The organism is Arthrobacter sp. 10T425 (genome assembly GCF_056393985.1).
On the sequence record NZ_JBFTGZ010000016.1, the window covers coordinates 21750 to 46643 of the forward strand.

Below are 24894 nucleotides of genomic sequence, written 5' to 3' on the forward strand. Positions count from 1 at the left end.
TATATTGCATATTTGCTGTGACCGTTTCCCACCGCGAGCGAAGGACCGACGATGGCCATCACCGATTTCGAACGCTACCCCCTGATGTTTGGGCCGAGCCCCGTCCATCCGCTGCCGCGGCTCAGCGCACACCTGGGCGGGGCGCAGATCTGGGCGAAACGCGAGGACGTCAACAGTGGCCTCGCGTTTGGCGGCAACAAGACGCGCAAGCTGGAGTACTTCGTCCCGGAGGCCTTGGCGCAGGGTGCGGACACCCTCGTCTCGATTGGCGGCTACCAGTCCAACCACACCCGCCAGGTCGCGGCGGTGGCCGCGAAGCTCGGCCTCAAAGCACGCCTGGTCCAGGAAAACTGGGTCGACTGGCCCGATCCGTTGTCCGACCGGGTAGGCAACATCCTGCTCTCGCGGATCATGGGCGCCGACGTGCGGCTGGACAGTGCGGGCTTCGACATCGGCATCCGCAGCAGCTGGGAGACCGCCATTGAAGAGGTCAAGGCCGCCGGCGGCAAGCCCTACGCGATCCCGGCCGGCGGGTCAGACCACAGGCTGGGCGGTCTGGGCTTCGCCAACTGGGCCTACGAGGTGGAAGAGCAGGAGCGCGAGCTCGGCATCTTTTTCGACACGATTGTCGTCTGCACCGTCACGGGCTCCACCCACGCCGGGATGATCGCGGGTTTTGCCGGCCAGGACAAACCGCGCCGCGTGATCGGCATCGACGCGTCGGCAACCCTGGCGAAGACCCGTGACCAGGTGGAACGCATCGCCCGGAACACCGCCGAGCTGATCGGCCTGGGCAGGGAACTCCGGGACGAGGAAATCAACGTCATGGAGGGCTGGGCCGGGGACCTCTATGGGATTCCCGTCGATTCCACCCTGGAAGCCATCCGCCTGGGCGCCTCGCTCGAGGCCATGATCACCGACCCCGTCTACGAGGGCAAGTCCCTGGCCGGGCTGATCGACCTTGTGAAAAGCCGGGAAATTCCGGCCGGCAGCAATGTCCTCTACGCCCACCTCGGCGGCCAGGTCGCCCTGAATGCCTACAGCGGGCTCTTCCGGTCCTGACGCGGCGTCGTCGTTAAGCTCCTGCGGCGACGGGTTCCCTGGCGGGGGCCCACCGTCGTCGTTAAGCCCCTGCAGCGCCGGCTCAAAAAAGAAATCAAGAAATTTCCGATTGGTGCGTAACCTTTCGGGCCCGCCCAGCGATTACTCCTTTGTAAGCGCCGCCGGAGTCTTGGACCCCCCACCAGACCCCGGCTGGCCTTCCACCGTAAGTGCCGGCCGGCGCCTGCCCCCATGGGCGCCGGCCAGCCTTTTCTGGCGAGAGTGGGCTGTCAACTGCCCCCATGAGGCCTCAGCCCGCCTTCAAACCAAAAAAACAAAGGATGTACGTCTGTAATGAAGAGTGTTAGCAAGACCACCAAGATCGCTGTCGGCGCCGCCATTCTGGCAGTCGGAGGTTTCTCCGGCATCGGACTGGCCAATGCCGCTCAGATGTCCGGCACCGAGCAGGCTGAAGTGAGCCACGCTACGCCCGCCACGCCGGCTGTCCCGGCCACGCCTACGCTCCCCGCAAAGCCGGCCGTCCCCGCAGTTCCGGCCGCGCCGTCGACTGACGGCAAGGCCAAGGGCGACGCCGAAGCCGACGTGGACGGCACCGAGGGTGCCGTCGACGGCTCCGCCGACGCAAAGGACGGAGCCACCGTCAAGGGCGACGCCAGCGTCAAGGGTGCTGCCGGCGAGGCACGCGCCAACGCCAACATCCACGCCGCAGTTCCGGCCACCCCGGCGACACCGGCCGTCCCCGGTGCCAAGGGCGTTCCGGCAACCCCCGCTATTCCGGCAACCCCGGCTGTTCCGGCCCAGCCGTCGGTCGAGCTGCCCCAGCACGACAAGTAAATTCCGGCTGTTTAGCCTGGACCCGGCACGGGTCTGAAAGCAAGGAAGGAGCCCTCACTTTGGAGGGCTCCGGGGTGCGGCCGCTAGACTTGCGGGGGCCGCGCCCCAGCAGTAACGGAAGGACAGCCTCTTGGCACAGCAGCTAAGCGATGACGAATTGTCAGCCGCCTTAGCTGGTGACCCTTCAGGTTTCAGCGCGGTGTACACGGTTATTTCCCCGGCCGTGCTGGGCTACTTCCGGGCCCGGGGCGTGGACGACGCCGAGGCCCTGACCCAGGATGTGTTCGTGGACGTCCTGCCAAAGCTGGCCGGCGTCAGCGGCGGTCACGCAGGTCTGAGGACCTTCATTTTCTCCGTCGCCCACGCGCGGCTGGTCGACTACAGGCGGCGGGCAGAACGCACTCCGCATTTGGCCGAATACGATCCCCTGAACGACGCCCGGTACTCGGCATCCGCCGAGGACGAAGCGCTCGGATCCCTGGGCGGTATCTCGGACACCCTCGCGAGGCTCAATGAGGAGCAGCGCGAAGTTCTGGTCCTGCGGATCGTCGCGGACCTTTCCATCGAACAGGTGGCCGGCATCATGGACAAGACGCCGGGTGCCATCAAGCAGCTTCAGCGCCGCGGGCTCAGTGCCCTGCGCGAACTCGTAACCGAAAAGGACCACGCAGCATCATGACCGGCACCCGCGACCCCCAGCAGGATGGCAGCATCCAGGCGATGCTGGGCGACTCCGGCCTCGAATCCGCGGCCGGGCTTCGGAGCGCGCTGGAACAGCTCCGCGCCGTGGTCCCGGATGCCGCTCCCGCGCCCCGCGCCGACCTCGCGGCCCTGCTCGCGGCCGGAACAGCCGGAGCAACCGGTCTTGCCTCCGCCCCTGACACAGCCACGACGACGGCTCTGCCCACCGTCGCGTCCGCGAAGAATGATGCCGATGAATCGCTGCCGGCCGGGGTCACCAGCCTGGCCGGGCGCCGCGGCCGGAAGCGCCGGCTGGCAATCGTCGGTGGCGCCGTCGTGGGTGCCATGACCCTTGGTGCCGGCGCCGTGGCGGCATCCAGCGAGGACTTCCGGCACAGCGTCAGCCGCACCGTCGGGGTCATCTTCCAGACTCCGGGCCACGGCGGCACACCGGCCCCCGAGCATGGCCAGCCCTCGCCGTCCACCATCCCCGCCCTTCCCGCGCCTGTCGCCACGCCGGGTCACGGCACGCCCGGCACGCCCGGTGCTGACCCGTCCGGAGCATCGACGCCCAGCAGTTCCAGCGCCCCGGGCGCCCCGGCGGCCGGACACGCGCCCCCCGCCACGCCGCCCGCCGTCGGCCGCGACGGCATCCTGCCGACCCCCGGGCAGCGGCCCGGGGCGCCGGGGCTGCCCGGATCACCCGACCTTCCGGGCGGCGGCGGAAACGCAGGCAAGGATCTGCCGCGCGTTCCGGGCCACATCACGCCAACCCTGCCGGGCGTCGTTCCGACCAAGGCGCCCGGCCAGCCATAAGCCGCCCTTAAAGCACTTTGTTAACCCGGTTGCGCTATCACTTAGGGCTGTTCTGAGCGCTCAGAACGACCCAAAGTGATAGCGCAACGGGTTGGTTGGCGGGGGTTGGTTCGCGGCGGCTCGAGTTGGGCTGTTCCTGCTGTTTAGGCCAGGACCTGCCGCTTCGAAGAGATGACGCCGGTGTCGAATCCGGCAAGGTGCAGGCCGCCGTGGAACCGGGCATGCTCAATCTTCACGCAGCGGTCCATCACGACGTCGAGTCCGGCGGCCTCGGCCTCCTTGGCAACGTCCTCGTGCCAGGAGCCCAGTTGCAGCCAGAGGGTCTTGGCGCCGGCGGCAATGGCCTCGTCCAGGACGCCGGGCAAGTCGCCGTGCTTGCGGAACACGTCCACAATGTCCGGGCTTTCCGGCAGGTCCGCGAGCGACGGATACGTCGGCTGACCCAGGATTTCCTTCACCACCGGGTTCACGAAATAGACCTTGTACCGGGTGGAGGACTGCAGATAGGTGGCCACGAAATAGCTCGCGCGCGAGGGCTTGTCCGATGCGCCCACAATCGCGATCGACTTCGCCTGCCGCAGCAGGTTCAGGCGCTTCGGCGCCGAGGGGCCGGTCCAGGTCCGTTCTTCAACACTCATCAGTTCGCTCCGATCGTGCAGGCTTCAGCCTCTGCGGATGCATCCGGGGCTGCTGCTTCCGAGGCGGCGTCCAGTGCCTGGTCCAGGTCCCAGAGGATGTCATCGATGTCCTCGAGGCCCACGGAGATGCGGACCAGGTCCTCGGGGACACCTGCCGCCTCGAGCTGTTCGGGGCTCAGTTGCTGGTGGGTGGTGGACCCGGGGTGGATGACCAGGGTCCGGGAGTCGCCCACATTGGCCAGGTGTGAGGCCAGCTGCAGGGACTCGATGAACTTCTGCCCGGCGGCCCGGCCGCCCTTGACGCCGAAGGAGAACACCGAGCCCGGACCCAGCGGCAGGTACTTCTGCGCCCGCTCGAAGTGCGGGTGCGAGGGCAGGCCGGAGAAGTTCACGTAGGCCACGCGCTCGTCCGCTTCGAGCCATTCGGCCACGGCCTGGGCGTTCTTCAGGTGCTCGTCGAGGCGCTGGGGGAGCGTCTCCACGCCCTGCAGCAGCTGGAACGCCGACTGTGGGGACAGTGCGGGTCCGATGTCGCGCAGCTGTTCGCAGCGCAGCTTGGTGAGGAACCCGTACTCGCCGAAGTTCCCCCACCAGGAGACGTTGCCGTAGGAGGCCACGGGCTCGGTCATGGTCGGGTAGTTGCCGTTGCCCCAGTCGAAGCGGCCGCTTTCGACGATCACGCCGCCGAGGGTGGTGCCGTGGCCGCCGAGGAATTTGGTGGCGGAGTGGATCACGATGTCCGCCCCGTGCTCGATCGGCCGCACGAGGTAGGGCGTGCTCAGGGTGGCGTCGACGACGAGCGGGACGCCGGCGTCGTGCGCGACCTTGGCGAGGGCCGCAAGGTCCTGGACCTCCGAGGACGGGTTGGCCACCACCTCCACGAAGATCGCCTTGGTGTTCCCGCGCACCGCGGCGGCGTAGTCCGCCGGATCGGTGCCGGCGACGAATGTGGTGTCCACGCCGAAGCGGCGCAGCGTGACGTCCAGCTGGGTCACCGTGCCGCCGTAGAGCTGGGAGGCGGCCACGATGTGGTCCCCGGCCTGGGTCAGAGCGGCAAAGGTGATGAACTCCGCCGCCATCCCCGACGACGTCGCCACCGCGCCGATTCCGCCCTCCAGGGAGGCGATGCGCTCCTCGAACGCGGCCACGGTGGGGTTGCCGATCCGGGAATAGATGTTGCCGTATTTCTGCAGCGCGAAGAGGTTCGCGGCGTCCTGGGTGTCCTTGAACACGAAGGAGGTGGTCTGGTAGATCGGCACGGCGCGGGCGCCGTGCTCGGCGTCGGGGGTGCCGCCGGCGTGCAGCGCGCGGGTGCGGAATCCGAACTTGCGGTCAGCCATTACGCGTTCACCAGCTTGCTGGTAGTGCCGGCGTTTGCCGCCGGGGTCCGGGACAGGTCCAGTTCGGTGCCGTTCTTGCGGGCGAGGTCGGCCTCGAGTTCGCGGACGATCGGCAGGATGTCCTGGCCGAACGCGGCGACTTCCTCCTGGAAGTGGAGGTAGCCGGTCAGGAACAGGTTCACGCCGATCTTCTTGTACTCCACGATCCGCTCGGCGATCTGTTCCGGGGTGCCGATCAGCTGGGTCTTGAAGCCGTCGTTGTACTGGACCAGGTCCTCGAAGCTCGAGTCGGCCCACATGCCCTTGCCGTCCTTGGTGGCCGCCCCGGCTTCCTGGACGGCGGCGCGGAACCCCTCGACGGCGGGCTTGTGCGCCTTCTCGACGATCTCGCGGAGCGTGTCGCGGGCTTCCTTCTCGGAATCCCGGGCGATCACGAAGCCGTTGAGGCCGAACTTGGGGGAGGGGAGGGCACCTTCCGTGCCGCGACCGGCGGCACCTGACGCCGCCACGACGCCGGCGATGTTCTCCTTGAACCCGTCGAGGTCCTTGCCGTTGGAGAAGTACCAGTCAGCCACCCGGCCGGCGGTGGCCTGCGCGGCCGTGGAGTTGCCGCCGAAGAAGATCTCCGGGTGCGCCCGGCCCGGCACGTCCACCGGTGCCGGGTTCAGGGTGAAGTCGGTGATGTTGTAGTACTTGCCGGACTGGCTGTAGTCCTGCTCGGTCCAGAGCCCGCGGAGGACCTTGATGAATTCCTCGGTGCGGACGTAGCGCTCGTCGTGTTCGAGCCATTCGAGGCCGAAGTTGGTGAATTCGTCCTTGAGCCAGCCGGAGACGATGTTCACGGCGGCGCGGCCGTTGGAGATGTGGTCCGCGGTGATGATGTACTTCGCCAGCACGCCGGGGTGCCACATGCCCGGATGGACGGCGGAGATCACCTTGAGGCGCTCGGTGGCGGCCAGCAGCGCCAGGCTGAACGAGGTGGCCTCGTGCTGTTTGTCCGCGCCGTAGGAGGCGGCGTACCGGGTCTGGGTCAGGGCGTATTCGAAGCCGGAGTTCTCCGCGATCCTGGCCAGCTTCTTGTTGTATTCGAAGTCCCAGCCGGTGCGCTGTTCGATGGTGGATACCACCAGGCCGCCGGAGACGTTGGGGACCCAGTAGGCGAACTTGAGCGGTTCGGAAAGACGGGCGACGTTGCTGATCTCAGTCATGGGTGTTCCTTTACTTCCGGGTGGGGCTTGCTGGTGCCAGGATTTCCGCGGCGCGGTCGCGCAGCACATCCTGGATGCCCGCGATGGATGGTTCGTTCTGCAGCGAGGTGGTGTCGCCGAGCGTTGTGCCTTCGAACAGCTGGGTCAGCAGCCGGCGCATGATCTTGCCGCTGCGGGTTTTCGGCACGTCGGGAACGACGACGACGTCCCGCGGCTTGGCGATCGGCCCGATCTGCTTCGCGACGTGCGCCTTCAGCACACCCTGGATGTCGGGGGTGGCCGCCGAATCCTTCAGCACCACGAACGCGACGATCGCGTGGCCGGTCTTTGGGTCCGCGACCGGGCAGACGCCGGCCTCCACCACGTCCGGGTGGGTGACGAGCGCCGATTCGACCTCGATGGTGGAGAGCAGGTGTCCGGAGACGTTGAGGGTGTCGTCCACCCGCCCGAGGATCCAGATGTCGCCGTCGTCGTCATACTTGGCGCCGTCACCGGCGAGGAACCAGCCCTGCTCGGCGTATTGGCGCCAGTACGAATCGAAGTAGCGGCGCGGGTTGCCCCAGACCGTCCGGGCGATCGCCGGGCCGGGGGAGTCCACCACGATGAAACCCTGGACGCCGGGCGGCACCGTGTTGCCGGCGTCGTCCACGATGCGCGTGCTGACGCCGGGCAGCGGGCGGGCCGCGCAGCCGGGCTTGAACGCGGCGTCCGTCGGTGCCGGGGAGAGGATGGTGGCGCCGGTTTCGGACTGCCACCACGTGTCCACCACGGGGGCGGTGCCGGCGCCGATGTTGGTCCGGAACCAGCGCCAGGCCTCGGGGTTGATGGCCTCGCCTACCGTGCCGAGAAGACGGATAGAGGAGAGGTCGTACGTGTCCGGGACGCCGTCCGGGAACCAGCCCATGAGGGAGCGGACCAGGGTGGGCGCGGTGTAATACTGCGTGACCGCGTAGCGTTCGATGATCTCAAAGTGCCGGCCCGGGTGCGGGGTGTTGGGCGTGCCCTCGAAGATGACCTGCGTGGCGCCGTTGGAGAGCGGGCCGTAGAGCTCATAGGTGTGCGCGGTGACCCAGGCGAGGTCGGCCGTGCACCAGTGCACGTCCTTCTCCCGCAGCGCGGGGTCGGGGTTGCTGAACAGGTGCTCGAAGCTCCATGACGCCTGTGTGAGGTAGCCGCCGGAGGTGTGGACCAGGCCCTTGGGCTTGCCGGTGGTGCCGGAGGTGTACATGATGAACAGCGGCGTCTCGGCGTCGAACGCCTCGGCTTCGTGAGTCTCGGAGGCGGTGCCGACGGCGTCGTGCCACCACACATCGCGGCCGGCGGTCATCGGGACGGTGTCCAGCTCGTCCGCGGGAGTGGTCCGGTTGACCACCAGGACGTGTTCGATGGCGTTGTCGCCGGAGACGGCGGCGTCCGCGTTGTCCTTGACCGGCACGGCGGTGCCGCGGCGGAACTGGCCGTCGGTGGTGACCAGGAGCTTGGCGCCGGTGTCCTCCACCCGGAACTTCAGGGCCTCGGCGGAGAATCCGCCGAAGACCAGGGAATGGATGGCACCGATCCGGGCCACTGCGAGGGTGATGATCACGGTTTCGGGGATGACGGGGAGGTAGATGACCACCCGGTCGCCCTTGGTGATGCCGAGATCCAGGAGGGCATTGGCGGCTTTGGAGACCTCGCGCTGGAGTCCGGCGTAGGTGACGGCACGGCGGTCGCCGGGCTCGCCCTCAAAGTGCAGGGCCACCTTGTCTCCGCGCCCCGCCGCTACGTGGCGGTCGACGCAGTTGTAGGCGACATTGAGCCTGCCCCCTTCGAACCAGGTGATCTGCGGTCCGGTGCCGGCCTCGACGTCGGCCGGGACCCGGCGGTGCGCGGTGTGCCAGGGCTTGGTTTGCTCCGTCGCGCCGCCGGGCAGGTCCGCCCAGTCGAGGCGGAGAGCCTGGGTTTCCCAGAACGCAACCGTCTCTGCCTGGACAGTTCCCGCGGTCGCGGCGCCGCTGTGCCGGGGAAGGTGGTTTCCGGAGGTGGTGCTGCGGTGACGCGCCGGCCCATCGGCGGGGACGCCGTGCACTGCGCCGTCCGTGGACTCGTTCAGGGACCATCCCGAAGAGCCGCGAGAGGAGCCGGCCGCGTCACGCAGCCCTGCTTCGTTCGCCGTCGCGTCCGAAGTGGTTTGTGGGAATGCCTCGGACGCAGTCCGGGCAAAGGTGGGCAGGGCGGAAGAATTCTCAGGGGTCATTGCTGCACTCCATCGGTCCTGGCAGTAGCACCCTTGGTTGCTCCGGCTCCCTCGAATTTCACCGAAGGAGGGCGGAGCGGTTGCGTGGGAATGGTCGTCTCACGTCACCGAGGGGTTGCTGCGGCGTCATCGATCCAGGTCTCTCGGCCGCTCGGGATGGTCACTACCTACTAGAACTTCAGATGCACGATTCCGCAAAATCGGCGTCCGGGAGCGCCGTAATATTCGTTCACCCGGCGTGGGTCCTGCCCAAATCATTCATTTATTCGACAATTGCCCGGAAAGGTCGCAGGAGTAAGGTTGATGCATGGCCCATGTTAACGATCCGGCAGTCATTGACCGCCTCATGCGAACCAAAGGCACGTGGGCGGTGGTCGGCCTCACCACCAACGAATGGCGCTCGGCGAATGAGGTCTCCCTCTATGTCCGGGACCGGATGGGCATGACCATCATTCCGGTCAACCTTCCGGGCGACGATGTCCACGGCGAGAAGGGGTACCGTTCCCTGTCTGACATCCCGGCGGAGAAGCACCCGATCGACGTCGTGGACTGCTTCGTCAACTCCCACAGGGTGGGCGCAGTCATAGACGAGGCCATCGCAGTAGGCGCCAAGGCCGTCTGGCTGCAGCTGGGCGTCTTCGACGACGCCGCGACGGACCGGGCCAAGGCCGCCGGGCTGGACGTCGTCGTGAACGCGTGCCCCGCCCGCGAAGGCTGGCGCGTGGGCATCTAACGGCCCGGGAATGACGATCAACAGATCGGGAAGAGTCGGTTACAAAATGTGACCGGCTTTTTCTGTATCCGGCCTCCTGCCGTGTGAGATGGACTCGTAACCATCCCGAGCGGCTGAGAGATCTGGCTCCGTGACGCCGCAGCAACCCCCTCCTTTGAGGACGGTGCTACCGCCAGGACCGATGGAGAACCACTGTGTTCTGAGGCTCCCCGGCTTCGCTCAGCGCTGCCCGGAAGCCAGGACCCAGGGCTTTCCTCGGGCGAGCCCGGAGGAAATCATGAACACGCAGACAGCGGCAGCGCCGCGGCCCCGAGCAGGTGGGGGCCTGTGATCGAGATCCAGAACGTCAGCACGTCATTCGCTTCGGCCGCGGGACCTTTCACGGCCGTCGATGACGTCAGCCTGCACATCAGGCGGGGCACCATCCAGGGCATCATCGGGTTCTCCGGCGCCGGCAAATCCACGCTGCTGCGCAACATCAACCTCCTCGAGCGCCCGACGTCGGGCCGCGTCCTGGTGGACGGCGTGGACCTGGTGACCCTGTCCGACGCCGAGCTCCGGACCAAGCGGCATGACATCGGCATGATTTTCCAGCACTTCAATCTCCTCAACAACCTCACGGCCCAGGAAAATGTGGAGCTGTCCCTGAAGTTCGCCGGCGTCGGGAAGGCGGAACGCCGGCGGCGGGCCGCCGAAACCCTGGAAATCGTGGACCTCGCCGACAAAGCGGGAACGTATCCGGCCAAACTCTCCGGGGGCCAGAAACAGCGGGTGGCGATCGCCCGCGCCCTCGCCACCGGGCCCAAAGTGCTGCTCTGCGACGAGCCGACGTCGGCCGTGGATCCCCGGACGACGTCATCGGTCCTGCAATACCTGGCCGACGTCAACGCCGAATTCGGCATCACAATCGTGGTGGTCACCCACGAGATGAATGTCATCAAGGCCATCGCGGACAGCGTCGCGGTCATGGAAGAAGGCCGGGTGGTGGAGCAGTTCGACCTCGCCGAACTCCAGCGCCCCGGTTTCCGCCCGGCGACGTCGATCGGCCGCTACCTGGTCTCCGATGAGATCCAGCTGGACCGCTCCGGGAGGGGCACCCACACCACAGCCGCGTCGGAGGGCCTGATCAATGTTTGACCGCATCCTGGAAGTCCTGCCCGAAATCGGCGTCGCCATGGGACAGACCCTCACCATGCTGCTGGTGGCCATCCCGCTGGCGGTGCTGCTCGGGACACCGCTGGGTGTCCAGCTCTACACCATCGGTCCCAACGGGCTCAAGCACAGGCCAAAGCTGCACCGGGTCCTGGACGGGCTGGTCAACCTGCTCCGCTCGTTCCCGTTCCTGATCCTGCTGATCGCGATCATTCCCGTGACCAGGTTCATTGTCGGCACGACCATCGGCACGGCCGCCGTCATTGTCCCGCTGACCCTCAACGCCATTCCGTATTTCGCCCGCTTCGTGGAACAGAACCTGAGCCAGCTCGGCGGCGGAGTGGTCGAAGCGGCACGGTCCATGGGCGCCAGCCGGTCCCAGATCGTCCGGGACGTCCTGATTGTGGAGGCGAAGCCCGGACTCGTCAGCTCCATCACCATCATGACCGTCAGCTTCATCTCCTACTCGGCGATGGCCGGACTGGTGGGCGGCGGCGGAATCGGCGACTTCGCCATCCGGTACGGCTATTACCGCTACGAAACGCCGCTCATGATCACCGCCATTGTCCTGATGATCCTGCTGGTCACCATCGTTCAGCTGGGCGGATCCTATGTTGCCCGGCGCCTGGACAAGCGCCTCTGAGCGCCGGCAGCACCCTCGTCCCACCTCCCACAGCGGAAAGCACCCCATGACTTCAACGCCCAGTACCCGTTTCGACGGACCCCGCCCGCGCCTGCTGATCAGCGCCTTCGTGATGAACACGTCCAGCCACATCATGGGCGGCCAGTGGCGGCGCCCGGAAGCCCAGCAGCACCGGTTCAACGAACTCCAGCTCTGGATCGACCTGGCCCGCCAGCTCGAAGGCGCCAAGTTTGACGCGATCTTCTTCGCCGACGTCGTCGGTCTCTACGGCGACTACGACGGCGGGTGGGCATCGCTGCTGAAAAAGGGCCTGCAGGTGCCGTCCAACGACCCCCTCATCCTGCTGTCCGCGCTCGCCACGGGAACGCGGGAGATCGGGCTGGCCGCGACGTCGTCGGTGATTCAAAGCCATCCGTTCCAGTTCGCCCGGCAAATGTCCACGCTGGACCACATCAGCGGCGGCCGCGTGGCCTGGAACATCGTCACCAGCGTGCTGGAAAACGCGCACCGGAACTTCAACGCCACCGAGCTGACCAAGCATGACGAACGCTACGACTGGGCGGACGAATACGTCGAGGCCGCCTACAAATTGTGGGAAGGATCCTGGGAAGACGACGCGCTGCTCCGGGACAAGGCGACCGGGGTCCACGCGGACCCGGAGAAAGTCAGCAAGATCTACCACCGCGGGCCCCGGTACTCGATCGACGGACCCCACCTCGCGGCCCCTTCACCGCAACGCACCCCGGTGCTTTTCCAGGCCGGGAGCTCCGGCCGCGGCCAGCAGTTCTGCGCCGCCAACGCCGAGGCCACCTTCACACTCGCGCCGAGCACCGAGGTGGCCGCGAAGTACACCGCGGCCGTCCGGGAACAGGCCGTTGCCGCCGGCCGCCATCCGGATGACGTGAAGTTCCTCCAGGGCATGCACTTCGTGGTGGGCGGCACCGAAGCCGAGGCGAACCGCAAAGCCGACGAGCTCGAGGACAGCCTGGACATTGAAGCCCTGCTGGCCCACGTGGGCGGCGGGTTCGGCGTCGACCTCGGCGGCCTGCCGCTGGACACCCCGCTCGGGGACCTTGAAACGGAAGGCAGCCAGGGACATCTCACGGCTATCCGCGCCTCCGTCCGCGGCGGCAACCCCACCCTCCGCGACATTGCGCTCTACCGCAGCCGGGCCAACCGGGTGGTGGGAACGCCGGACCAGATTGCCGACCGTCTCGAGCAGTGGCAGGACGCCGGAATCGACGGCATCAACATCATCAACCAGACCATCCCCGGCTCCTACACCGACTTCATCGACGGTGTGCTGCCGGAACTGCGCAGCCGCGGCCTCGCCCAGACCGGCTACGCGCCGGGAACCCTGCGCGAGAAGCTCTTCGGCGCCGGGCCACGGCTCAACGGACGGCACCCCGCCGCGGCCTTCCGGGGAGCCTTCACCGAATTCTCCGCGGCGGCCGAAAACCAGCCCGCCAGCGTTACCGCCCAGTCATAGCCCAGCGCGAACCACCACAAAGGACCAAGACCATGCAGCGTAGAAATTTCCTCAAATATGCCCTCGCCGGTGCCGGTGCTGTCTCCGCCGCGGCACTGACCGGCTGCGGCCTCACCAACCCCGGCGGTGCCGGCGCCAGCGGCGGCAAGACGATCAAGATTATCGTCACCGAGTCCGCCCCGTACCAGGAACCGACCAAGCTGGCCCAGAAGCTGCTCGCGGCCCAGGGCTGGACCCTGGAGCCCACGTACGTCACGGACATCATCCAGCCCAACCTGGCCGTGGCCAACGGCGAATTCGACGCCAACTTCTTCCAGCACAACGCCTACCTGAAGCAGTTCAACCAGGACAAGGGCCTGGAGAACGTGGGACTGTTCTACGTCTACAGCGCCCCGGGCGGCATCTGGTCTGACAAGTACAAGTCCCTGAACGAGCTCCCGGACGGCGCCAAGATCGGCATTCCCGTGGACCCGGCGAACAACGGCCGTGCCCTGTTCATGCTGCGCGACGCCGGCCTGCTGGAGCTGTCTGACGCCACCGTGATCCACACCTCGCAAAAGAACATCGCGGCCAACCCGAAGAAGCTGCAGTTCGTGGAAGTGGACCAGCAGTCCCTCGCCAAGACCCTTCCTGATGTCGACGCCGGCTTCCTGGTCGCCCGCATGGCCGCGGATGCCGGGCACAGCAAGGACGACGCGCTGGCCTTCGAAACGGATGCGGACCAGGTCCCGTTCCGGATCGTGGTTGCCGGGCGGAAGGATTTTGCCGGGTCGGAGAAGGCCGCGGCCCTTAAGGCCGCCTTCCAGTCCCCGGAGGTCAAGGCCTGGTTTGCCAGCTACCAGAAGGGCATCCTGCCCACCCCCTGGGACCAGGATCCCGCCGCCGACGCCGCCAAGCTCTAGCCCGGCCACCAGCAACCAAGGGAACGCATGTCCTACGCACCAGAGACCACAGCTCCCGGAGCACCATCGGTCGCAGCCGCCTACACCGAGGCGCCGTCGGCCGAAGCCGCCTACGAGAGGCTGGCGCAGCGTTTCCGGCCCGTGTTTGCCCGGATCGCGGAGGGCGCGCTGGCCCGCGAGCAGGACAGGGTCCTGCCCTTCGAACAGGTCCGCTGGCTGAACGAGGAAGGCTTCGGCCGGCTGCGGGTGCCCACGGAACACGGGGGCGACGGCATCGGCTTTGAGCCCTTCTTCCGGCTGCTCATCGAACTCGCCGAGGCGGATTCCTCCGTGGCCCACCTCTACCGCTCGCACTTCGCGTTCGTGGAAACCGTCGGTCTGGAATCCGCGGACTTCCGGAACCGCTGGTACCCGAAAGTGGTGGCCGGCGAGATCTTTGGAAACGCCGCCACGGAGAAATCCGGCAATGTCCTCGGCACCACCGGAACCAAGCTGACCCGCCACGGCGGGGACTGGCTCTTGAACGGCAGGAAGTACTACACCACCGGCACCATCTTCGCCGAGTGGATTGCCGTCATGGCCAGCACCGCGGGCGTGGAGGGCCGGCAGTACGCCGTGGTCAGCACCACCCAGCCCGGAGTGGAAATCCTCGACGACTGGGACGGGTTCGGCCAGCAGCTGACCGGCACCGGCACCACGATTTTCCGTGACGCCGTGGTGCCGGACACCAACATCATCCGGCGCTCGGAATCCACCACGCACGAGCCGGCCTTCTTCCAGCTGGTCCTGCTCGCCGTCCTGGCGGGCATCGGCCGGGCGGCGCTGGCCGACGCGAGGGCGCTGGTCCGCGACCGCAAACGGACCTTCAACACCGGTTCCGGCGAGCTGTTCCGCAGCGACCCGCTGATCCTGCAGCTCGTCGGCCAGCTCTCGGCCAAGGTCTTCGCGGCGGAATCCGTGGTGCTGGCCGCCGCCCGGGAGCTCGACGCCGGCGCGGACCAGAACCTGGATCTCACCCCGGAACAACGCTACGTCCGCGGCGAGATCGCGGTGGAAAAGGCGCAGCTTCTGGTGCCCGAACTCGTCCAGTCCGCGGCCCAGCAGCTCTTCGACGTCACCGGGGCATCCGCCACGTCGAAGTCGAAATCGCTGGACCGGCACTGGCGCAACGCCAGGACCGTTTCCACCCACAACCCCGCCGTGTTCAAGGCCCGCACCGTGGGCGACTACGAAGTCAACGGCACCACTCCCGAAGGGCTGCACAGCATCGGCGACGCCCGCACCGCCGCGCAGGCAGGGTGAGGCGGGCCGCAGCCGGATAGCCCGCGCAGCCGGGCAGGCCGCAGCCGGATAGGCTCGTGCCATGGACGTTGCCACCCTCCGCGAGATCTGCCTGAGCTTCCCCGGTGCGTTTGAGGACTTTCCCTTCGGCCCGGAGACATCGGTTTTCAAGGTGCGGGCGGGGATCGCCGGCGGCACGAGACAGGACGCCAAGATGTTCGCGGCGTCGGCCATGGACCCGGCCGACTGGTCCGTGAGCCTCAAATGCGAGCCGGCCCTGGCCGAACAACTGCGGGCCATCCACCCGGAAATCACCGGCGCCTGGCATATGAACAAGACGCACTGGAACGGGGTCCGGCTGGACGGATCGTTGCCGGACGGCATGATCCGGGACATGGTGGAGGATTCGTATGACCTGGTGGTCGCCTCGTTCAGCCGGAAGCAGCGGGAACAGCTGGGCTGGGCGGGACTGGCCAGGGGCGAGGACACATGAGCGGTGATCCCGGTGCCGGCGCGCGGGACGGGCTGAACTATCCGGGCATTGGCTCCACTGAGCATGGCCAGGCTCCGGCAGGCTTTCCCTGTTTGGTGTCCCGGGCGTACCTCGGCGACGGCCCGGCACTGTACCGGAGGGTGGCGCAGGGGATTCTGACCTGGCAGCTGCAGAGACGCTCCGGGCTGCGCGTCCGCACCGACTCCGACGCCGTCGTGCCCGGCGCGCGCGTAGTGAGCGGATTCGGCGTCGGACCCTTCCGGATCAACGCGCCCTGCGAGGTGGTGTGGGTGCGCCGGCCGGTGCCCGGCGACGGGCCGCAACGAGCCGGGTTCGGGTACGGCACACTGCCCGGTCATCCCGTGCGGGGCGAGGAGGCCTTCGAAGTGGAGATCGACGCCGCCGGCCGGGTGTTCCTGAAAATCACGGCCTTCAGCCGGCCGTCCAACTGGTTCTTCGCGGCCGGCCGCGCCCTCACGGGACGGGCACAAAGGCATGTCACTTCCCGCTACATTGGGAGTGCACACGAACTGGCCGCAGGTGAAAGCTGATCAGGAGCAGATGGATGCTGGAACAGAAAACCCTTGACCAATTGTGGAACTTCGACGACCCCGCCGGGTCCGAAGCCCGGTTCCGGGCGGCGGCCGCAGATGAACGCTACGACGCCGACGAACGCGCCGAACTCACCACCCAGCTGGGCCGGGCCATCGGGCTGCAGGGCCGCTACGAGGAAGCCGACGCCCTGCTGGATGCGGTCGATGCCGACGAGCCCACAGTCGCGGTGCGGGTGCTGCTGGAACGCGGCCGGGTGCTCAATTCCAGCGGCCACCCCGAGATGGCCGTGCCGCTGTTTGAACAGGCGGCCGAACTGGCTGACTACCTGGTCGAGGAATTCCTGGCCGTGGACGCGCTGCACATGCTCGCCATTGCCGACTCCGCCCACGCCGAGACCTGGACCCGGAGCGCCCTGGAGTACGCGTCCACGGTTCACGATGAGCGGACCAAACGGTGGGTGGTTTCGCTGCACAACAACCTCGGCTGGACGCTGCATGACGCCGGCCGGTGCACCGAGGCCATGGTGGAGTTCCAGCTCGCCGAACAGTGGGCCGACCGGATCGGCACCCCGCGGCAGCAGGAACTGGCCCGCGAGGCCATCAAGGCCTGTTGACCCGCCAACTGGCCATGTGACCCGGCATCGTCATGCTGGAAGAATGGAACCTCCGGAAAACCAATGAAAGGCTTTAGCCCATGATCTTCATCGTCGTCAAATTCAAGGTCAAGCCGGACTGGTCGGAGCGCTGGCTGGGACTCGTGAACGATTTCACCCAGGCCACCCGCCAGGAGCCCGGCAACCTGTGGTTCGACTGGTCCCGCAGTGTGGAGGACCCCAATGAATTCGTCCTGGTTGAGGCCTTCAAGGATGACGCCGCCGGGGCCCACGTGAACAGCGCCCACTTCAAGCAGGCTATGGCGGACATGCCTCAGGCGCTGGCCGAGACACCCCGGATCATCAGCCGGCAGCTCGACGGCGACGGCTGGGACCGGATGGGCGAGCTCACCATCTAGCCGGCATCGATTGCAGTGGGCCCACGCCGGCAGGGTTCCCTGGCCGGGCTTGCGAGGCTAGGGGGCAGCTGGGGAGCAATGGATACGCTTATGGCATGTGGATCGGCTGGATTGAATTCGACATCCTTCTGGGCGACGTTCACAGCCTGAAGGAGAAACGTTCCATGGTGCGGCCGCTGCTTGCGGAGCTGAAGCGCCGCTTTGATGTCTCCGTCGCCGAGGTCGGGGACCACGAGCAACACCGGCGCACGCAGTTGGGCGCCGGCCTAGTGGCAGTAGACCGGGCACACGTCGTGGAGGTACTGACCGCCGTCGAACGCTTCGTGGCGGCCCGGCCCGAACTCGAACTCCTCAGCGCACGGCAACGGGAGCTCCGCAGCGACGATTAAACAACGCGGGGTCACTTAGCGCCCATCCCGAGGGGATTTATGGGCGGTAAGTGACCCCGCGTTGCTTTGAGCGGTGGGGCTTAGCCGAAGTACTTCGGCAGGGTCGCCTCGTGGGCTTCGCGGAGCGCGTCGAGGCTCATGGTCTCGACACCGTTGATCTCCAGCGTGCCGCCCTCGGCGTCCACCACACCGATCCGGACGTGCGCGAAGCCGCGGGCGGTGCACATGTCCGTGAAGCGGATTTCCTCCGAGCGGGGCACAGCGACGACGGCGCGGCCCTGGGTTTCGGAGAACAGCGCCGTGAACAGGTCCACGCCGTCGCGGTCCAGGACGTCCTGCAGGGCGATCCGGGCGCCCACGCCGTAACGCAGGGACGACTCCACGAGGGCCGCGGCGAGGCCGCCTTCGGAGAGGTCGTGGGCGGAATCCACCATGCCGTCGCGGGAGGCGTTGATCAGAATCTGGCCCAGTTCGCGCTCGGCGTCGAGGTCAACCTTCGGCGGCAGGCCGCCCAGGTGTCCGCGCATGTTCGACCATTCCGAACCGTCCAGCTCTGCCGCCGTCGTGCCCAGCAGGTAGATGGCCTGGCCGTCTTCCTTCCAGCCCGACGGCGTGCGGCGGGCGACGTCGTCGAATTTGCCCAGCACTGCCACCACGGGGGAGGGGTGGATGGGGGTGGTCCCGGTCTGGTTGTACAGCGAGACGTTGCCGCCGGTGACCGGGATGCCGAGGACCATGCAGGCGTCGGACAGGCCGCGGATGGCTTCGGCGAGCTGCCACATGACGTCTGGGTCCTCGGGGGAGCCGAAATTCAGGCAGTCGCTGACGGCCATCGGCACGGCACCTGAGGTGGCGACGTTGCGGTAGGCCTCGGCCAGGGCCAGCTGAGCGCCGTGGTACGGGTCCAGGTAGGTGTAGCGGCCGTTGGCGTCGGTGGCCAGGGCCACGCCGAGGCCGGTTTCCTCGTCCACCCGGACCACGCCGGCGTCGTCCGGGAACGCCATGGCGGTGTTGCCGCCGACATAGCGGTCGTACTGCTTGGTGATCCAGGACTTGTCGCACATGTTCGGGGAGGCGACGAGCTCGGTGATGGCGGCGGCCAGGTCCGCGGGGGCGGAGGGGCGGCCGGCGTCCTGGACGGACCCGGTGAAGGAGTCGGCCTGGACGGCGTCCTGCCATTCGGGGCGGGCATAGGGTCGGTCGTAGACCGGGCCGTCGTGGGCCACGGTGCGCGGGTCGACGTCGACAATGACCTCGCCTTCCCACGTGATGATGAGGCGGCCGGTGTCGGTCACCTCGCCCAGCCAGGAGTACTCCACCGCCCACTTGTCCATGACCGCTTCAAACGCGGCGATGTTTTCCGGGGTGACCACGGCCATCATGCGTTCCTGCGACTCGGACATCAGGATTTCGCCCGGGGTCAGGGTGGGGTCGCGGAGCAGCACGGAGGTCAGCTCGACTTCCATGCCGCCGTCGCCGTTGGAGGCGAGCTCGGAGGTGGCGCAGGAAATGCCGGCGGCGCCGAGGTCCTGGATGCCCTCCACCAGGGATCCCTTGAACAGCTCCAGGCAGCACTCGATCAGGACCTTCTCGGCGAACGGGTCGCCCACCTGGACCGCGGGGCGCTTGGACGGCTTGGTGTCATCGAAGGACTCCGAGGCCAGCACGGAGGCGCCGCCGATGCCGTCGCCGCCGGTGCGGGCACCGAACAGCACCACCTTGTTGCCCTTGCCGGAGGCGTTCGCGAGGCGGATGTCCTCGTGGCGCATCACGCCGACGGCCAGCGCGTTCACCAGCGGGTTGCCCTGGTACACGGAGTCGAAGACCATTTCGCCGCCGATGTTGGGCAGGCCCAGCGAGTTGCCGTAGCCGCCGATCCCTGCCACCGCGCCGTGCATGACGCGGGCGGTGTCCGGGTGGTCAATGGCGCCGAAGCGCAGCGGATCCATCACCGCTACCGGGCGGGCGCCCATAGAGATGATGTCGCGGACAATGCCGCCGATGCCGGTTGCGGCGCCCTGGTAGGGCTCCACGAACGACGGCGAGTTGTGGGACTCAATCTTGAACGTCACGGCCCAGCCGTCGCCCAGGTTGGTGACACCGGCGTTTTCGCCGATTCCCACGAGCATGTCCTTCTTCATTTCCTCGGTCACCTTGTCGCCGAACTGGCGCAGGTGGTTCTTCGAGGACTTGTAGGAGCAGTGTTCGCTCCACATCACCGAGTACATGGCCAGTTCCGCGCCGGTGGGGCGGCGGCCCAGGACCTTGACCACCTCGTCGAACTCGTTCTGCTTCAGGCCCAGTTCGGCCCAGGGGAGTTCGGTGTCCGGGGTCTTGGCCGCGTTCTCGACGGTGTCGATGTTGAACTTCCGGGCGGTCTCCGCGGGTGCCGCCACTGCGGGTGTCTCCGTCATTTGTTGTCTCCCACGATCTTGTTCAGGACAGAGGTGAAGAACCCGAGGCCCTCGGTGCCGGAGCCGAGCTCGGGACCGAAGCCGGCCTCCACAGCGTGCTCGGGGTGCGGCATGAGGCCCACCACGTTGCCCGCGGCGTTGGAAATGCCGGCGATGTCGCGCCGAGAGCCGTTCGGGTTGAAGCCGACGTAGCGGAACACAACGCGGCCTTCGGCCTCGAGCGCGTCCAGGGTCTTCTCGTCGGCGATGTACTGGCCGTCCTGGTTCTTCAGCGGCACGGTGATTTCCTGGCCGGCGGCGTAGTCCCCGGTCCAGGCGGTGGTGTTGTTCTCCACGCGCAGGACCTGGTCGCGGCACATGAACTTCAGGTGGTCGTTCTTGATCATGGAACCGGGCAGCAGGTGCGACTCGGTCAGGATCTGGAAGCCGTTGCAGATGCCCAGCACGGGCAGCTTGGCCTCGGAATTGGCGGCGTCGATGATCCTGGACATCAGCGGCGCGAAGCGGGCGATCGCGCCGGCGCGGAGGTAATCGCCGTACGAGAACCCGCCGGGAATCACGACGGCGTCAACGTCACCCAGGGTGGTGCCGGCGTGCCAGAGCTCCACCGGGGTGGCGCCGGCCAGACGGACCGCACGGGCGGCGTCGCGGTCGTCCAGGGTGCCGGGGAAGGTGACGACGCCGATCTTCGCGCCGGCGAGCCTGGGGTTGGCGGCGACGGCGACGGCCTCGCCGATCAGGGGGAGTTCAGTCATTTCAGGCCTCAACGACCTCGACGTTGACGACGTCCTCGATGACCGGGTTGGACAGCAGGGTCTCCGCGGCGTCGCGGGCCTGGGCCAGGATCTCCTCGGTCACCTCGCCGTCGACCGTGAGTTCAAAGCGCTTGCCCTGGCGGACAGAGCTGAAAGCGGTGAAGCCCAGCCGGGGCAGAGCACCGACGATGGCCTTCCCCTGCGGGTCCAGAATCTCGGGCTTGGGCATGACGTCGACAACGATCCGGGGCATCCGGTAACTCCTGTGCGTGAGCGTTGGGTAAGGGCGCAGCGGAGTGGTGCCGTCTCACGCCGATCCGCTGTGTGTTGGACTGGTGAATACAGCGTGAAAGGGCGCTCCGCGAGCTTGCATGCCCATTCTACCGGCCACCGTGCGTCCGGCCGTATTCGGGCGGGGAGTGTGAACGAGGCCTCCCCGGCAGGTCCTTGAGCTGGGGAGATGGCGTCGCGGGGGCGGCTGCGCCCTATGGTCGGGGCTGCCGCGGGTCAGTAGGATGTGCGCATGGCTGAGAAACCGAAATCCGTGGTGTTGTCTGTTGTGGCCGTCGCAGTGTTCGCCGGGCTGGGCCGGATGGTTCTGCAGAAGATCAAGGCTGACCGTGCGGCGGAGGCGACCAAGGTGGCCGGCCCCCTGGATGAGAAGACCCGCGCATGGATCAGCGACGTGGTCCGGACTCCCCGAAAATAGGCCGGCGGATCACGAGCGGGCCGGCGGCGGGCCCGAAGATCGTAAGTCGTCGCGGCCTCCGGCGCTGAGCCGGCGCATGCTGGCGTAGGCACTGTGCCCGCCGGAGTCCAATTGACGCAGTTCAGCATCCTCGCCATCGCATCGTGTCGTATTGCGTGACAAATTTTAAATACCTCCTTGTGGTCTATGTCATATCTCGCTCTCGGTCTGTACTGTATGAATCGGCTGGTATCCGTGGGGGCGGGCCGGGCGACCGCCCGGTGAGTTCCCGCCAGTCCGTTGGGCCCGGCGTTGGAGTCGGGCCGTTCCTTTACGAAAGGTTCAAACACTCGTGACATCACCAGGAAAGAGCTTCCTTCGAAGCGGGGGACTCCGGAGGGCCGCGGCACTGACCCTGGGCTTGCCGGTTCTTCTGTCCAGCATCGCGATCGCCCCCGCCAATGCGGCCCCGGCGCAAGGCCCGGGCGTAGCCGGCGTCGCACAGAAGAATATTGATCCGAACAACTACAAGGACGGCCGCTACATAGTGGTCATGGCGGAGAAGCCTTCCGCGACTTACGACGGCGGGACGGCCGGCCTGCCGGCCACCAAGCCTGCCTCCGGCAAGAAACTGGATGCCACCAAGGCCGAAGTCAAGCAGTACAAGGCCCACCTGGAACAGAAGCAGGCCCAGGTGGCCGGCCAGCAGGGCGTCAAGATGCAGCGCCAGTTCACCGCAGCCCTCAACGGCTTCAGCGCCAAGCTGACCGCGGACCAGGCCGTGAAACTGGCCCGGGACCCGTCGGTCCTCGTCGTCGCGCCGGACACGGAGAACGCACCCGATTACTCCACCGCCGACTTCCTGAAGCTCAGCGGGCCCAACGGCACGTGGAACACCAAGTTCGGCGGCCAGGACGCGGCCGGCAAGGGCGTCGTGGTCGGCGTCATTGACACCGGCTACACCCCCTCCAGCGCCTACTTTGCCGGCCAGGAGGTCAAGCCCCTCACCGGAAATCCCGTCGTCGGCGTGCCGTACCGCACCCCGGACGGCAAGATCGCGATGCTCAAAGCCGACGGCGAAACCTTCAAGGGCGAATGCCAGGTCGGCACCGACTTCGACGGCACCGCCTGCAACTCCAAGGTCCTGAGCGCCCGCTACTTTGGCGAGGACTTCGCGGCCACTGTCCCGCCGGAAGACTGGGCTCCGGGCGAACGGCTGTCCCCGGTCGACGCCGCCAGCCACGGAACCCACACCGCCAGCACGGCTGCCGGCAACGCCAATGTCGAGGCCATGGTTGACGGCAGGAGCTTCGGGCTGACCAGCGGCATCGCGCCGGCCGCCAAGCTCTCCGTTTACAAGGTCTGCTGGGAAGACAACGATCCCAACTCCGGTGGGTGCTACTCGTCCGCGTCCGTCGAGGCCATCAACAAGGCCATCGAGGACGGCGTGGACGTCCTGAACTACTCCATCTCCGGCGCCACGGATACCACCACCGATCCGGTCTCCCTGGCATTCCTGTCCGCCGCCTCGGCCGGGATCTTCGTCGCGGTCTCCGCCGGCAACTCCGGCCCGACCGCCAGCACCGTCAACCACGGCGCGCCCTGGCTGACCACGGTCGCGGCCACCAGCTTCTCGCAGGAACTGCAGGGCACGGTCGAGTTCTCCGACGGCAGCAAATACCGCGGCGCCAGCATCATGAACGGCCAGGTTTCCAATGCCGGCGTCGTGCTGGCAGCCAACGCAGGAGCCGCCGGGAAAGCCAGCCCGAATCTGTGCGGCCCCGATTCGCTGGACCCGGCCAAAATCACCGGCAAGGTTGTGGTCTGTGACCGCGGCGTCGTGGACCGCGTCGCAAAGAGCGCCGAAGTCAAGCGCGGAGGCGGCGTCGGCATGATCCTCGTCAACCTGTCCGTCTCCTCACTGGACACGGACAAACACTCAGTCCCCACCGTCCACGTGAACCCGCCCGCCACCGAAGCCATCAAGGCCAAGGTCACGGCCAATCCGGCCATCACGGTTTCCCTGGTCAACAAGGACACCACCGGACTGCCCCTCGAGGCGCAGCCGCAGATCGCCGGGTTCTCTTCCCGCGGCCCGCTGCTCGCTGAAGGCTCCGACCTCCTCAAGCCCGACGTCGCGGCGCCCGGCGTGGCCGTGCTGGCCGGCGTTTCGCCGATCGGCACCGGAGGCGACAACTTCGGTTTTCTTTCCGGCACCTCAATGGCCTCCCCCCACGTAGCCGGCTTCGGCGCGCTGATCCTGGCCATGAAGCCCACGTGGTCCCCGGCGGCGGTCAAATCCGCGATGATGACCACCACTAGCGACGTCAAGAACGCCGACGGATCCAAGAACACCGATGTCTTTGCCACCGGCGCAGGCCAGGTGGACCCGGCCCGCGTGCTGGATCCGGGCCTCGTCTACGACGCCAGCGAGGCAGACTACCTGGAGTTCATCCACGGAACCACCAAGGCGCGGGACATGAACCTGCCCTCCTTCGCCCTCGGCAACCTGGCCGGGAAGATCGAGGTCACCCGCACGCTGACCGCCCTGACCCCGGGGGTCTACAAGGCCCAGTTCAACGTTCCCGGCATCAAGGTCAGCGTGACCCCGGCTGTTCTGAACTTCCGCGCCGCCGGCGAGAAGCGCACGTTCAAGGTCTCCTTTGAGAACCAGGGCGCGCCCCTGGGCAAGTTCGCGACCGGTTCGCTGAGCTGGCAGGGCGCCAACAAGAATGTGGCGTCGCCGATCGCGGTCCGTCCGCAGTCCGTCGTGGCCTTGTCCGATGTCGCCTTCACCTCCGAGGGCGGCAGCGGTTCCGGTGCCATCAAGGTGGTCTCCGGCACGAACGCGCCGATCAACATGACCCTCGACGGTCTCTCGAAGGCCGACTCCACGGCCGCCGAGCTCGTCCCGGGCCCGTTCACCGGCGCCCCGGATGCCTCCAACGTGGTCAAGGAGGTCACAGTCGTGGCCGGCTCCCCGCTGGCCAAATTCTCGGTCATTTCCGCGGATCCGAAGGCTGACTTCGACATGTACGTCATGACCCCGAACGGTCCGCTGACGGTCGCGACGTCGTCGGCCAGCGAATCGGTGTCCATCCCCAACCCGACCCCGGGTAAGTACACGATCTACGCCAACCTGTACGCCAGCCCGAACAACCAGGCCACCAAGGCCTCGGTCGACGCCGCCGTGCTCGGCAAGGTCGAGGGCAAGGCCTCGCTGAGCCCGAACCCGCTCCGGCTCGCCAACGGCAAGGCCGGCAAGGTCACGCTGAGCTGGGATGGGCTTCAGGTCGGTTCGTACATCGGCCGGGTCACCTTCGCCGGTGCCAGCGATCCCACGTTCGTCTCAGTCCTGGTGACCCCGGCCGGGACCGTTGTGGTCCCGCCGACCTCCGAGGACCAGGATTCCAATGACGGTCCGGGTGACGACGCCGATGGCGACAACTCCCACAAGGACAAGAAGGACAAGGGCAAGAAGGTGAAGGAGGAGCAGGGCAAGATGCAGAACAGCGATCAGTCCTTCGCCCCGAACTACGCCATCTAGGCGACGCCATTTAGGCAGAAGCAGCAC

The 24894-nt window shown here is 67.1% G+C and carries 24 protein-coding genes and 1 riboswitch; of the genes, 17 read left to right on the top strand and 7 right to left on the bottom strand.

Annotation, left to right across the window (positions count from 1 at the left end):
* The first annotated feature begins 51 nt into the window (after nucleotides 1-51).
* The 4 genes from AC1DDH_RS16820 (at nucleotide 52) to AC1DDH_RS16835 (ending at nucleotide 3393) form a co-directional block, all read left to right on the top strand.
* Nucleotides 52-1062 (top strand): 1-aminocyclopropane-1-carboxylate deaminase, encoded by a 1011-nt coding sequence (locus tag AC1DDH_RS16820; protein ID WP_476860033.1) that lies wholly within the window; start codon nucleotides 52-54, stop codon nucleotides 1060-1062.
* A gap of 333 nt (nucleotides 1063-1395) precedes the next feature.
* Entirely contained in the window at nucleotides 1396-1896 is a 501-nt protein-coding gene (locus AC1DDH_RS16825; protein WP_476871049.1) for a hypothetical protein, read from the top strand.
* Nucleotides 1897-2026: 130 nt separating this feature from the next.
* Nucleotides 2027-2575: an RNA polymerase sigma factor gene (locus AC1DDH_RS16830; protein WP_476850495.1), complete on the top strand. Its 549-nt coding sequence runs from the start codon at nucleotides 2027-2029 to the stop codon at nucleotides 2573-2575.
* Complete coding sequence (locus tag AC1DDH_RS16835; RefSeq protein WP_476955891.1) at nucleotides 2572-3393, top strand: hypothetical protein; 822 nt, start codon at nucleotides 2572-2574, stop codon at nucleotides 3391-3393. The genes AC1DDH_RS16830 and AC1DDH_RS16835 overlap by 4 nt, the downstream gene beginning before the upstream one ends.
* Before the next feature lie 143 nt (nucleotides 3394-3536).
* On the opposite strand, the gene AC1DDH_RS16840 is transcribed toward AC1DDH_RS16835, so the two are convergent.
* From AC1DDH_RS16840 to acs, 4 genes are read right to left on the bottom strand one after another with little or no spacing between them, the layout of a single operon-like run.
* Nucleotides 3537-4031 carry a CoA-binding protein gene (locus AC1DDH_RS16840; RefSeq protein ID WP_476955892.1) on the bottom strand — a complete coding sequence of 165 codons (495 nt, stop codon included), beginning with the start codon at nucleotides 4029-4031 and terminating at the stop codon, nucleotides 3537-3539.
* The gene (locus AC1DDH_RS16845; RefSeq protein WP_476955893.1) at nucleotides 4031-5371 is read right to left on the bottom strand and encodes an O-acetylhomoserine aminocarboxypropyltransferase/cysteine synthase family protein; all 1341 of its coding nucleotides are present in this window, start codon (nucleotides 5369-5371) and stop codon (nucleotides 4031-4033) included. The genes AC1DDH_RS16840 and AC1DDH_RS16845 overlap by 1 nt, the downstream gene beginning before the upstream one ends.
* Nucleotides 5371-6579 carry a dimethylsulfone monooxygenase SfnG gene (gene sfnG / locus AC1DDH_RS16850; RefSeq protein ID WP_476857654.1) on the bottom strand — a complete coding sequence of 403 codons (1209 nt, stop codon included), beginning with the start codon at nucleotides 6577-6579 and terminating at the stop codon, nucleotides 5371-5373. The genes AC1DDH_RS16845 and sfnG overlap by 1 nt, the downstream gene beginning before the upstream one ends.
* A 10-nt stretch (nucleotides 6580-6589) precedes the next feature.
* A complete protein-coding gene (gene acs / locus AC1DDH_RS16855; protein WP_476955894.1) occupies nucleotides 6590-8815 on the bottom strand; it encodes an acetate--CoA ligase in 2226 nt (741 codons plus the stop codon).
* A 307-nt stretch (nucleotides 8816-9122) separates the two neighbouring features.
* Here acs and AC1DDH_RS16860 point away from each other — a divergent pair, with 307 nt between their 5' ends.
* The 11 genes from AC1DDH_RS16860 (at nucleotide 9123) to AC1DDH_RS16910 (ending at nucleotide 17463) form a co-directional block, all read left to right on the top strand.
* Nucleotides 9123-9548, top strand: a complete 426-nt coding sequence (locus AC1DDH_RS16860; RefSeq protein ID WP_476955895.1) for a CoA-binding protein — start codon at nucleotides 9123-9125, stop codon at nucleotides 9546-9548.
* Between the two features lie 97 nt (nucleotides 9549-9645).
* Nucleotides 9646-9736: riboswitch (SAM riboswitch) on the top strand.
* Between the two features lie 139 nt (nucleotides 9737-9875).
* Nucleotides 9876-10685 (top strand): methionine ABC transporter ATP-binding protein, encoded by an 810-nt coding sequence (locus tag AC1DDH_RS16865; RefSeq protein ID WP_476955896.1) that lies wholly within the window; start codon nucleotides 9876-9878, stop codon nucleotides 10683-10685.
* Complete coding sequence (locus AC1DDH_RS16870) at nucleotides 10678-11343, top strand: methionine ABC transporter permease (RefSeq protein WP_476931430.1); 666 nt, start codon at nucleotides 10678-10680, stop codon at nucleotides 11341-11343. Before AC1DDH_RS16865 ends, AC1DDH_RS16870 begins: the two co-directional genes overlap by 8 nt.
* A gap of 46 nt (nucleotides 11344-11389) precedes the next feature.
* Entirely contained in the window at nucleotides 11390-12832 is a 1443-nt protein-coding gene (locus AC1DDH_RS16875) for an LLM class flavin-dependent oxidoreductase (RefSeq protein ID WP_476871043.1), read from the top strand.
* 32 nt (nucleotides 12833-12864) lie between these two features.
* Nucleotides 12865-13734: a MetQ/NlpA family ABC transporter substrate-binding protein gene (locus tag AC1DDH_RS16880; RefSeq protein WP_476850503.1), complete on the top strand. Its 870-nt coding sequence runs from the start codon at nucleotides 12865-12867 to the stop codon at nucleotides 13732-13734.
* Nucleotides 13735-13761: 27 nt separating this feature from the next.
* Nucleotides 13762-15036 carry an acyl-CoA dehydrogenase family protein gene (locus AC1DDH_RS16885; protein ID WP_476947641.1) on the top strand — a complete coding sequence of 425 codons (1275 nt, stop codon included), beginning with the start codon at nucleotides 13762-13764 and terminating at the stop codon, nucleotides 15034-15036.
* A 61-nt stretch (nucleotides 15037-15097) separates the two neighbouring features.
* On the top strand, nucleotides 15098-15508 hold the full coding sequence (locus AC1DDH_RS16890) for an MmcQ/YjbR family DNA-binding protein (RefSeq protein ID WP_476850505.1): 411 nt from the start codon (nucleotides 15098-15100) through the stop codon (nucleotides 15506-15508).
* Nucleotides 15505-16059, top strand: a complete 555-nt coding sequence (locus AC1DDH_RS16895; RefSeq protein ID WP_476955897.1) for a DUF1990 family protein — start codon at nucleotides 15505-15507, stop codon at nucleotides 16057-16059. Before AC1DDH_RS16890 ends, AC1DDH_RS16895 begins: the two co-directional genes overlap by 4 nt.
* A 14-nt stretch (nucleotides 16060-16073) precedes the next feature.
* Nucleotides 16074-16676 (top strand): tetratricopeptide repeat protein, encoded by a 603-nt coding sequence (locus AC1DDH_RS16900; RefSeq protein WP_243181450.1) that lies wholly within the window; start codon nucleotides 16074-16076, stop codon nucleotides 16674-16676.
* Between the two features lie 80 nt (nucleotides 16677-16756).
* Nucleotides 16757-17074 carry a putative quinol monooxygenase gene (locus AC1DDH_RS16905; RefSeq protein WP_079555298.1) on the top strand — a complete coding sequence of 106 codons (318 nt, stop codon included), beginning with the start codon at nucleotides 16757-16759 and terminating at the stop codon, nucleotides 17072-17074.
* Between the two features lie 95 nt (nucleotides 17075-17169).
* Nucleotides 17170-17463, top strand: a complete 294-nt coding sequence (locus tag AC1DDH_RS16910; protein WP_476955898.1) for a DUF503 domain-containing protein — start codon at nucleotides 17170-17172, stop codon at nucleotides 17461-17463.
* Nucleotides 17464-17543: 80 nt separating this feature from the next.
* On the opposite strand, the gene purL is transcribed toward AC1DDH_RS16910, so the two are convergent.
* Genes purL through purS form a run of 3 tightly spaced genes read right to left on the bottom strand, consistent with a single transcriptional unit; the run spans nucleotide 17544 to nucleotide 20885 of the window.
* Nucleotides 17544-19877: a phosphoribosylformylglycinamidine synthase subunit PurL gene (gene purL / locus AC1DDH_RS16915; RefSeq protein WP_243181452.1), complete on the bottom strand. Its 2334-nt coding sequence runs from the start codon at nucleotides 19875-19877 to the stop codon at nucleotides 17544-17546.
* A complete protein-coding gene (purQ, locus tag AC1DDH_RS16920) occupies nucleotides 19874-20632 on the bottom strand; it encodes a phosphoribosylformylglycinamidine synthase subunit PurQ (protein ID WP_476947639.1) in 759 nt (252 codons plus the stop codon). The genes purL and purQ overlap by 4 nt, the downstream gene beginning before the upstream one ends.
* A 1-nt stretch (nucleotide 20633) precedes the next feature.
* Nucleotides 20634-20885 carry a phosphoribosylformylglycinamidine synthase subunit PurS gene (gene purS / locus AC1DDH_RS16925; protein ID WP_018776110.1) on the bottom strand — a complete coding sequence of 84 codons (252 nt, stop codon included), beginning with the start codon at nucleotides 20883-20885 and terminating at the stop codon, nucleotides 20634-20636.
* A 270-nt stretch (nucleotides 20886-21155) separates the two neighbouring features.
* On the opposite strand from purS, the gene AC1DDH_RS16930 reads away from it, so the two are divergent.
* Nucleotides 21156-21341, top strand: a complete 186-nt coding sequence (locus tag AC1DDH_RS16930; protein ID WP_476955899.1) for a hypothetical protein — start codon at nucleotides 21156-21158, stop codon at nucleotides 21339-21341.
* A gap of 331 nt (nucleotides 21342-21672) precedes the next feature.
* On the top strand, nucleotides 21673-24867 hold the full coding sequence (locus tag AC1DDH_RS16935) for a S8 family serine peptidase (protein ID WP_476857664.1): 3195 nt from the start codon (nucleotides 21673-21675) through the stop codon (nucleotides 24865-24867).
* Nucleotides 24868-24894 lie beyond the last annotated feature (27 nt).

Bases quoted from the DNA above. Each gene is read 5' to 3' on its own strand.
- AC1DDH_RS16820 (WP_476860033.1), top strand. From the start codon at position 52: ATGGCCATCACCGATTTCGAACGCTACCCCCTGATGTTTGGGCCGAGC.
- AC1DDH_RS16825 (WP_476871049.1), top strand. From the start codon at position 1,396: ATGAAGAGTGTTAGCAAGACCACCAAGATCGCTGTCGGCGCCGCCATT.
- AC1DDH_RS16835 (WP_476955891.1), top strand. From the start codon at position 2,572: ATGACCGGCACCCGCGACCCCCAGCAGGATGGCAGCATCCAGGCGATG.
- AC1DDH_RS16840 (WP_476955892.1), bottom strand. From the start codon at position 4,031: ATGAGTGTTGAAGAACGGACCTGGACCGGCCCCTCGGCGCCGAAGCGC.
- AC1DDH_RS16845 (WP_476955893.1), bottom strand. From the start codon at position 5,371: ATGGCTGACCGCAAGTTCGGATTCCGCACCCGCGCGCTGCACGCCGGC.
- sfnG (WP_476857654.1), bottom strand. From the start codon at position 6,579: ATGACTGAGATCAGCAACGTCGCCCGTCTTTCCGAACCGCTCAAGTTC.
- acs (WP_476955894.1), bottom strand. From the start codon at position 8,815: ATGACCCCTGAGAATTCTTCCGCCCTGCCCACCTTTGCCCGGACTGCG.
- AC1DDH_RS16860 (WP_476955895.1), top strand. From the start codon at position 9,123: ATGGCCCATGTTAACGATCCGGCAGTCATTGACCGCCTCATGCGAACC.
- AC1DDH_RS16870 (WP_476931430.1), top strand. From the start codon at position 10,678: ATGTTTGACCGCATCCTGGAAGTCCTGCCCGAAATCGGCGTCGCCATG.
- AC1DDH_RS16875 (WP_476871043.1), top strand. From the start codon at position 11,390: ATGACTTCAACGCCCAGTACCCGTTTCGACGGACCCCGCCCGCGCCTG.
- AC1DDH_RS16880 (WP_476850503.1), top strand. From the start codon at position 12,865: ATGCAGCGTAGAAATTTCCTCAAATATGCCCTCGCCGGTGCCGGTGCT.
- AC1DDH_RS16885 (WP_476947641.1), top strand. From the start codon at position 13,762: ATGTCCTACGCACCAGAGACCACAGCTCCCGGAGCACCATCGGTCGCA.
- AC1DDH_RS16890 (WP_476850505.1), top strand. From the start codon at position 15,098: ATGGACGTTGCCACCCTCCGCGAGATCTGCCTGAGCTTCCCCGGTGCG.
- AC1DDH_RS16895 (WP_476955897.1), top strand. From the start codon at position 15,505: ATGAGCGGTGATCCCGGTGCCGGCGCGCGGGACGGGCTGAACTATCCG.
- AC1DDH_RS16900 (WP_243181450.1), top strand. From the start codon at position 16,074: ATGCTGGAACAGAAAACCCTTGACCAATTGTGGAACTTCGACGACCCC.
- AC1DDH_RS16905 (WP_079555298.1), top strand. From the start codon at position 16,757: ATGATCTTCATCGTCGTCAAATTCAAGGTCAAGCCGGACTGGTCGGAG.
- AC1DDH_RS16910 (WP_476955898.1), top strand. From the start codon at position 17,170: ATGTGGATCGGCTGGATTGAATTCGACATCCTTCTGGGCGACGTTCAC.
- purL (WP_243181452.1), bottom strand. From the start codon at position 19,877: ATGACGGAGACACCCGCAGTGGCGGCACCCGCGGAGACCGCCCGGAAG.
- purQ (WP_476947639.1), bottom strand. From the start codon at position 20,632: ATGACTGAACTCCCCCTGATCGGCGAGGCCGTCGCCGTCGCCGCCAAC.
- purS (WP_018776110.1), bottom strand. From the start codon at position 20,885: ATGCCCCGGATCGTTGTCGACGTCATGCCCAAGCCCGAGATTCTGGAC.
- AC1DDH_RS16930 (WP_476955899.1), top strand. From the start codon at position 21,156: ATGGCTGAGAAACCGAAATCCGTGGTGTTGTCTGTTGTGGCCGTCGCA.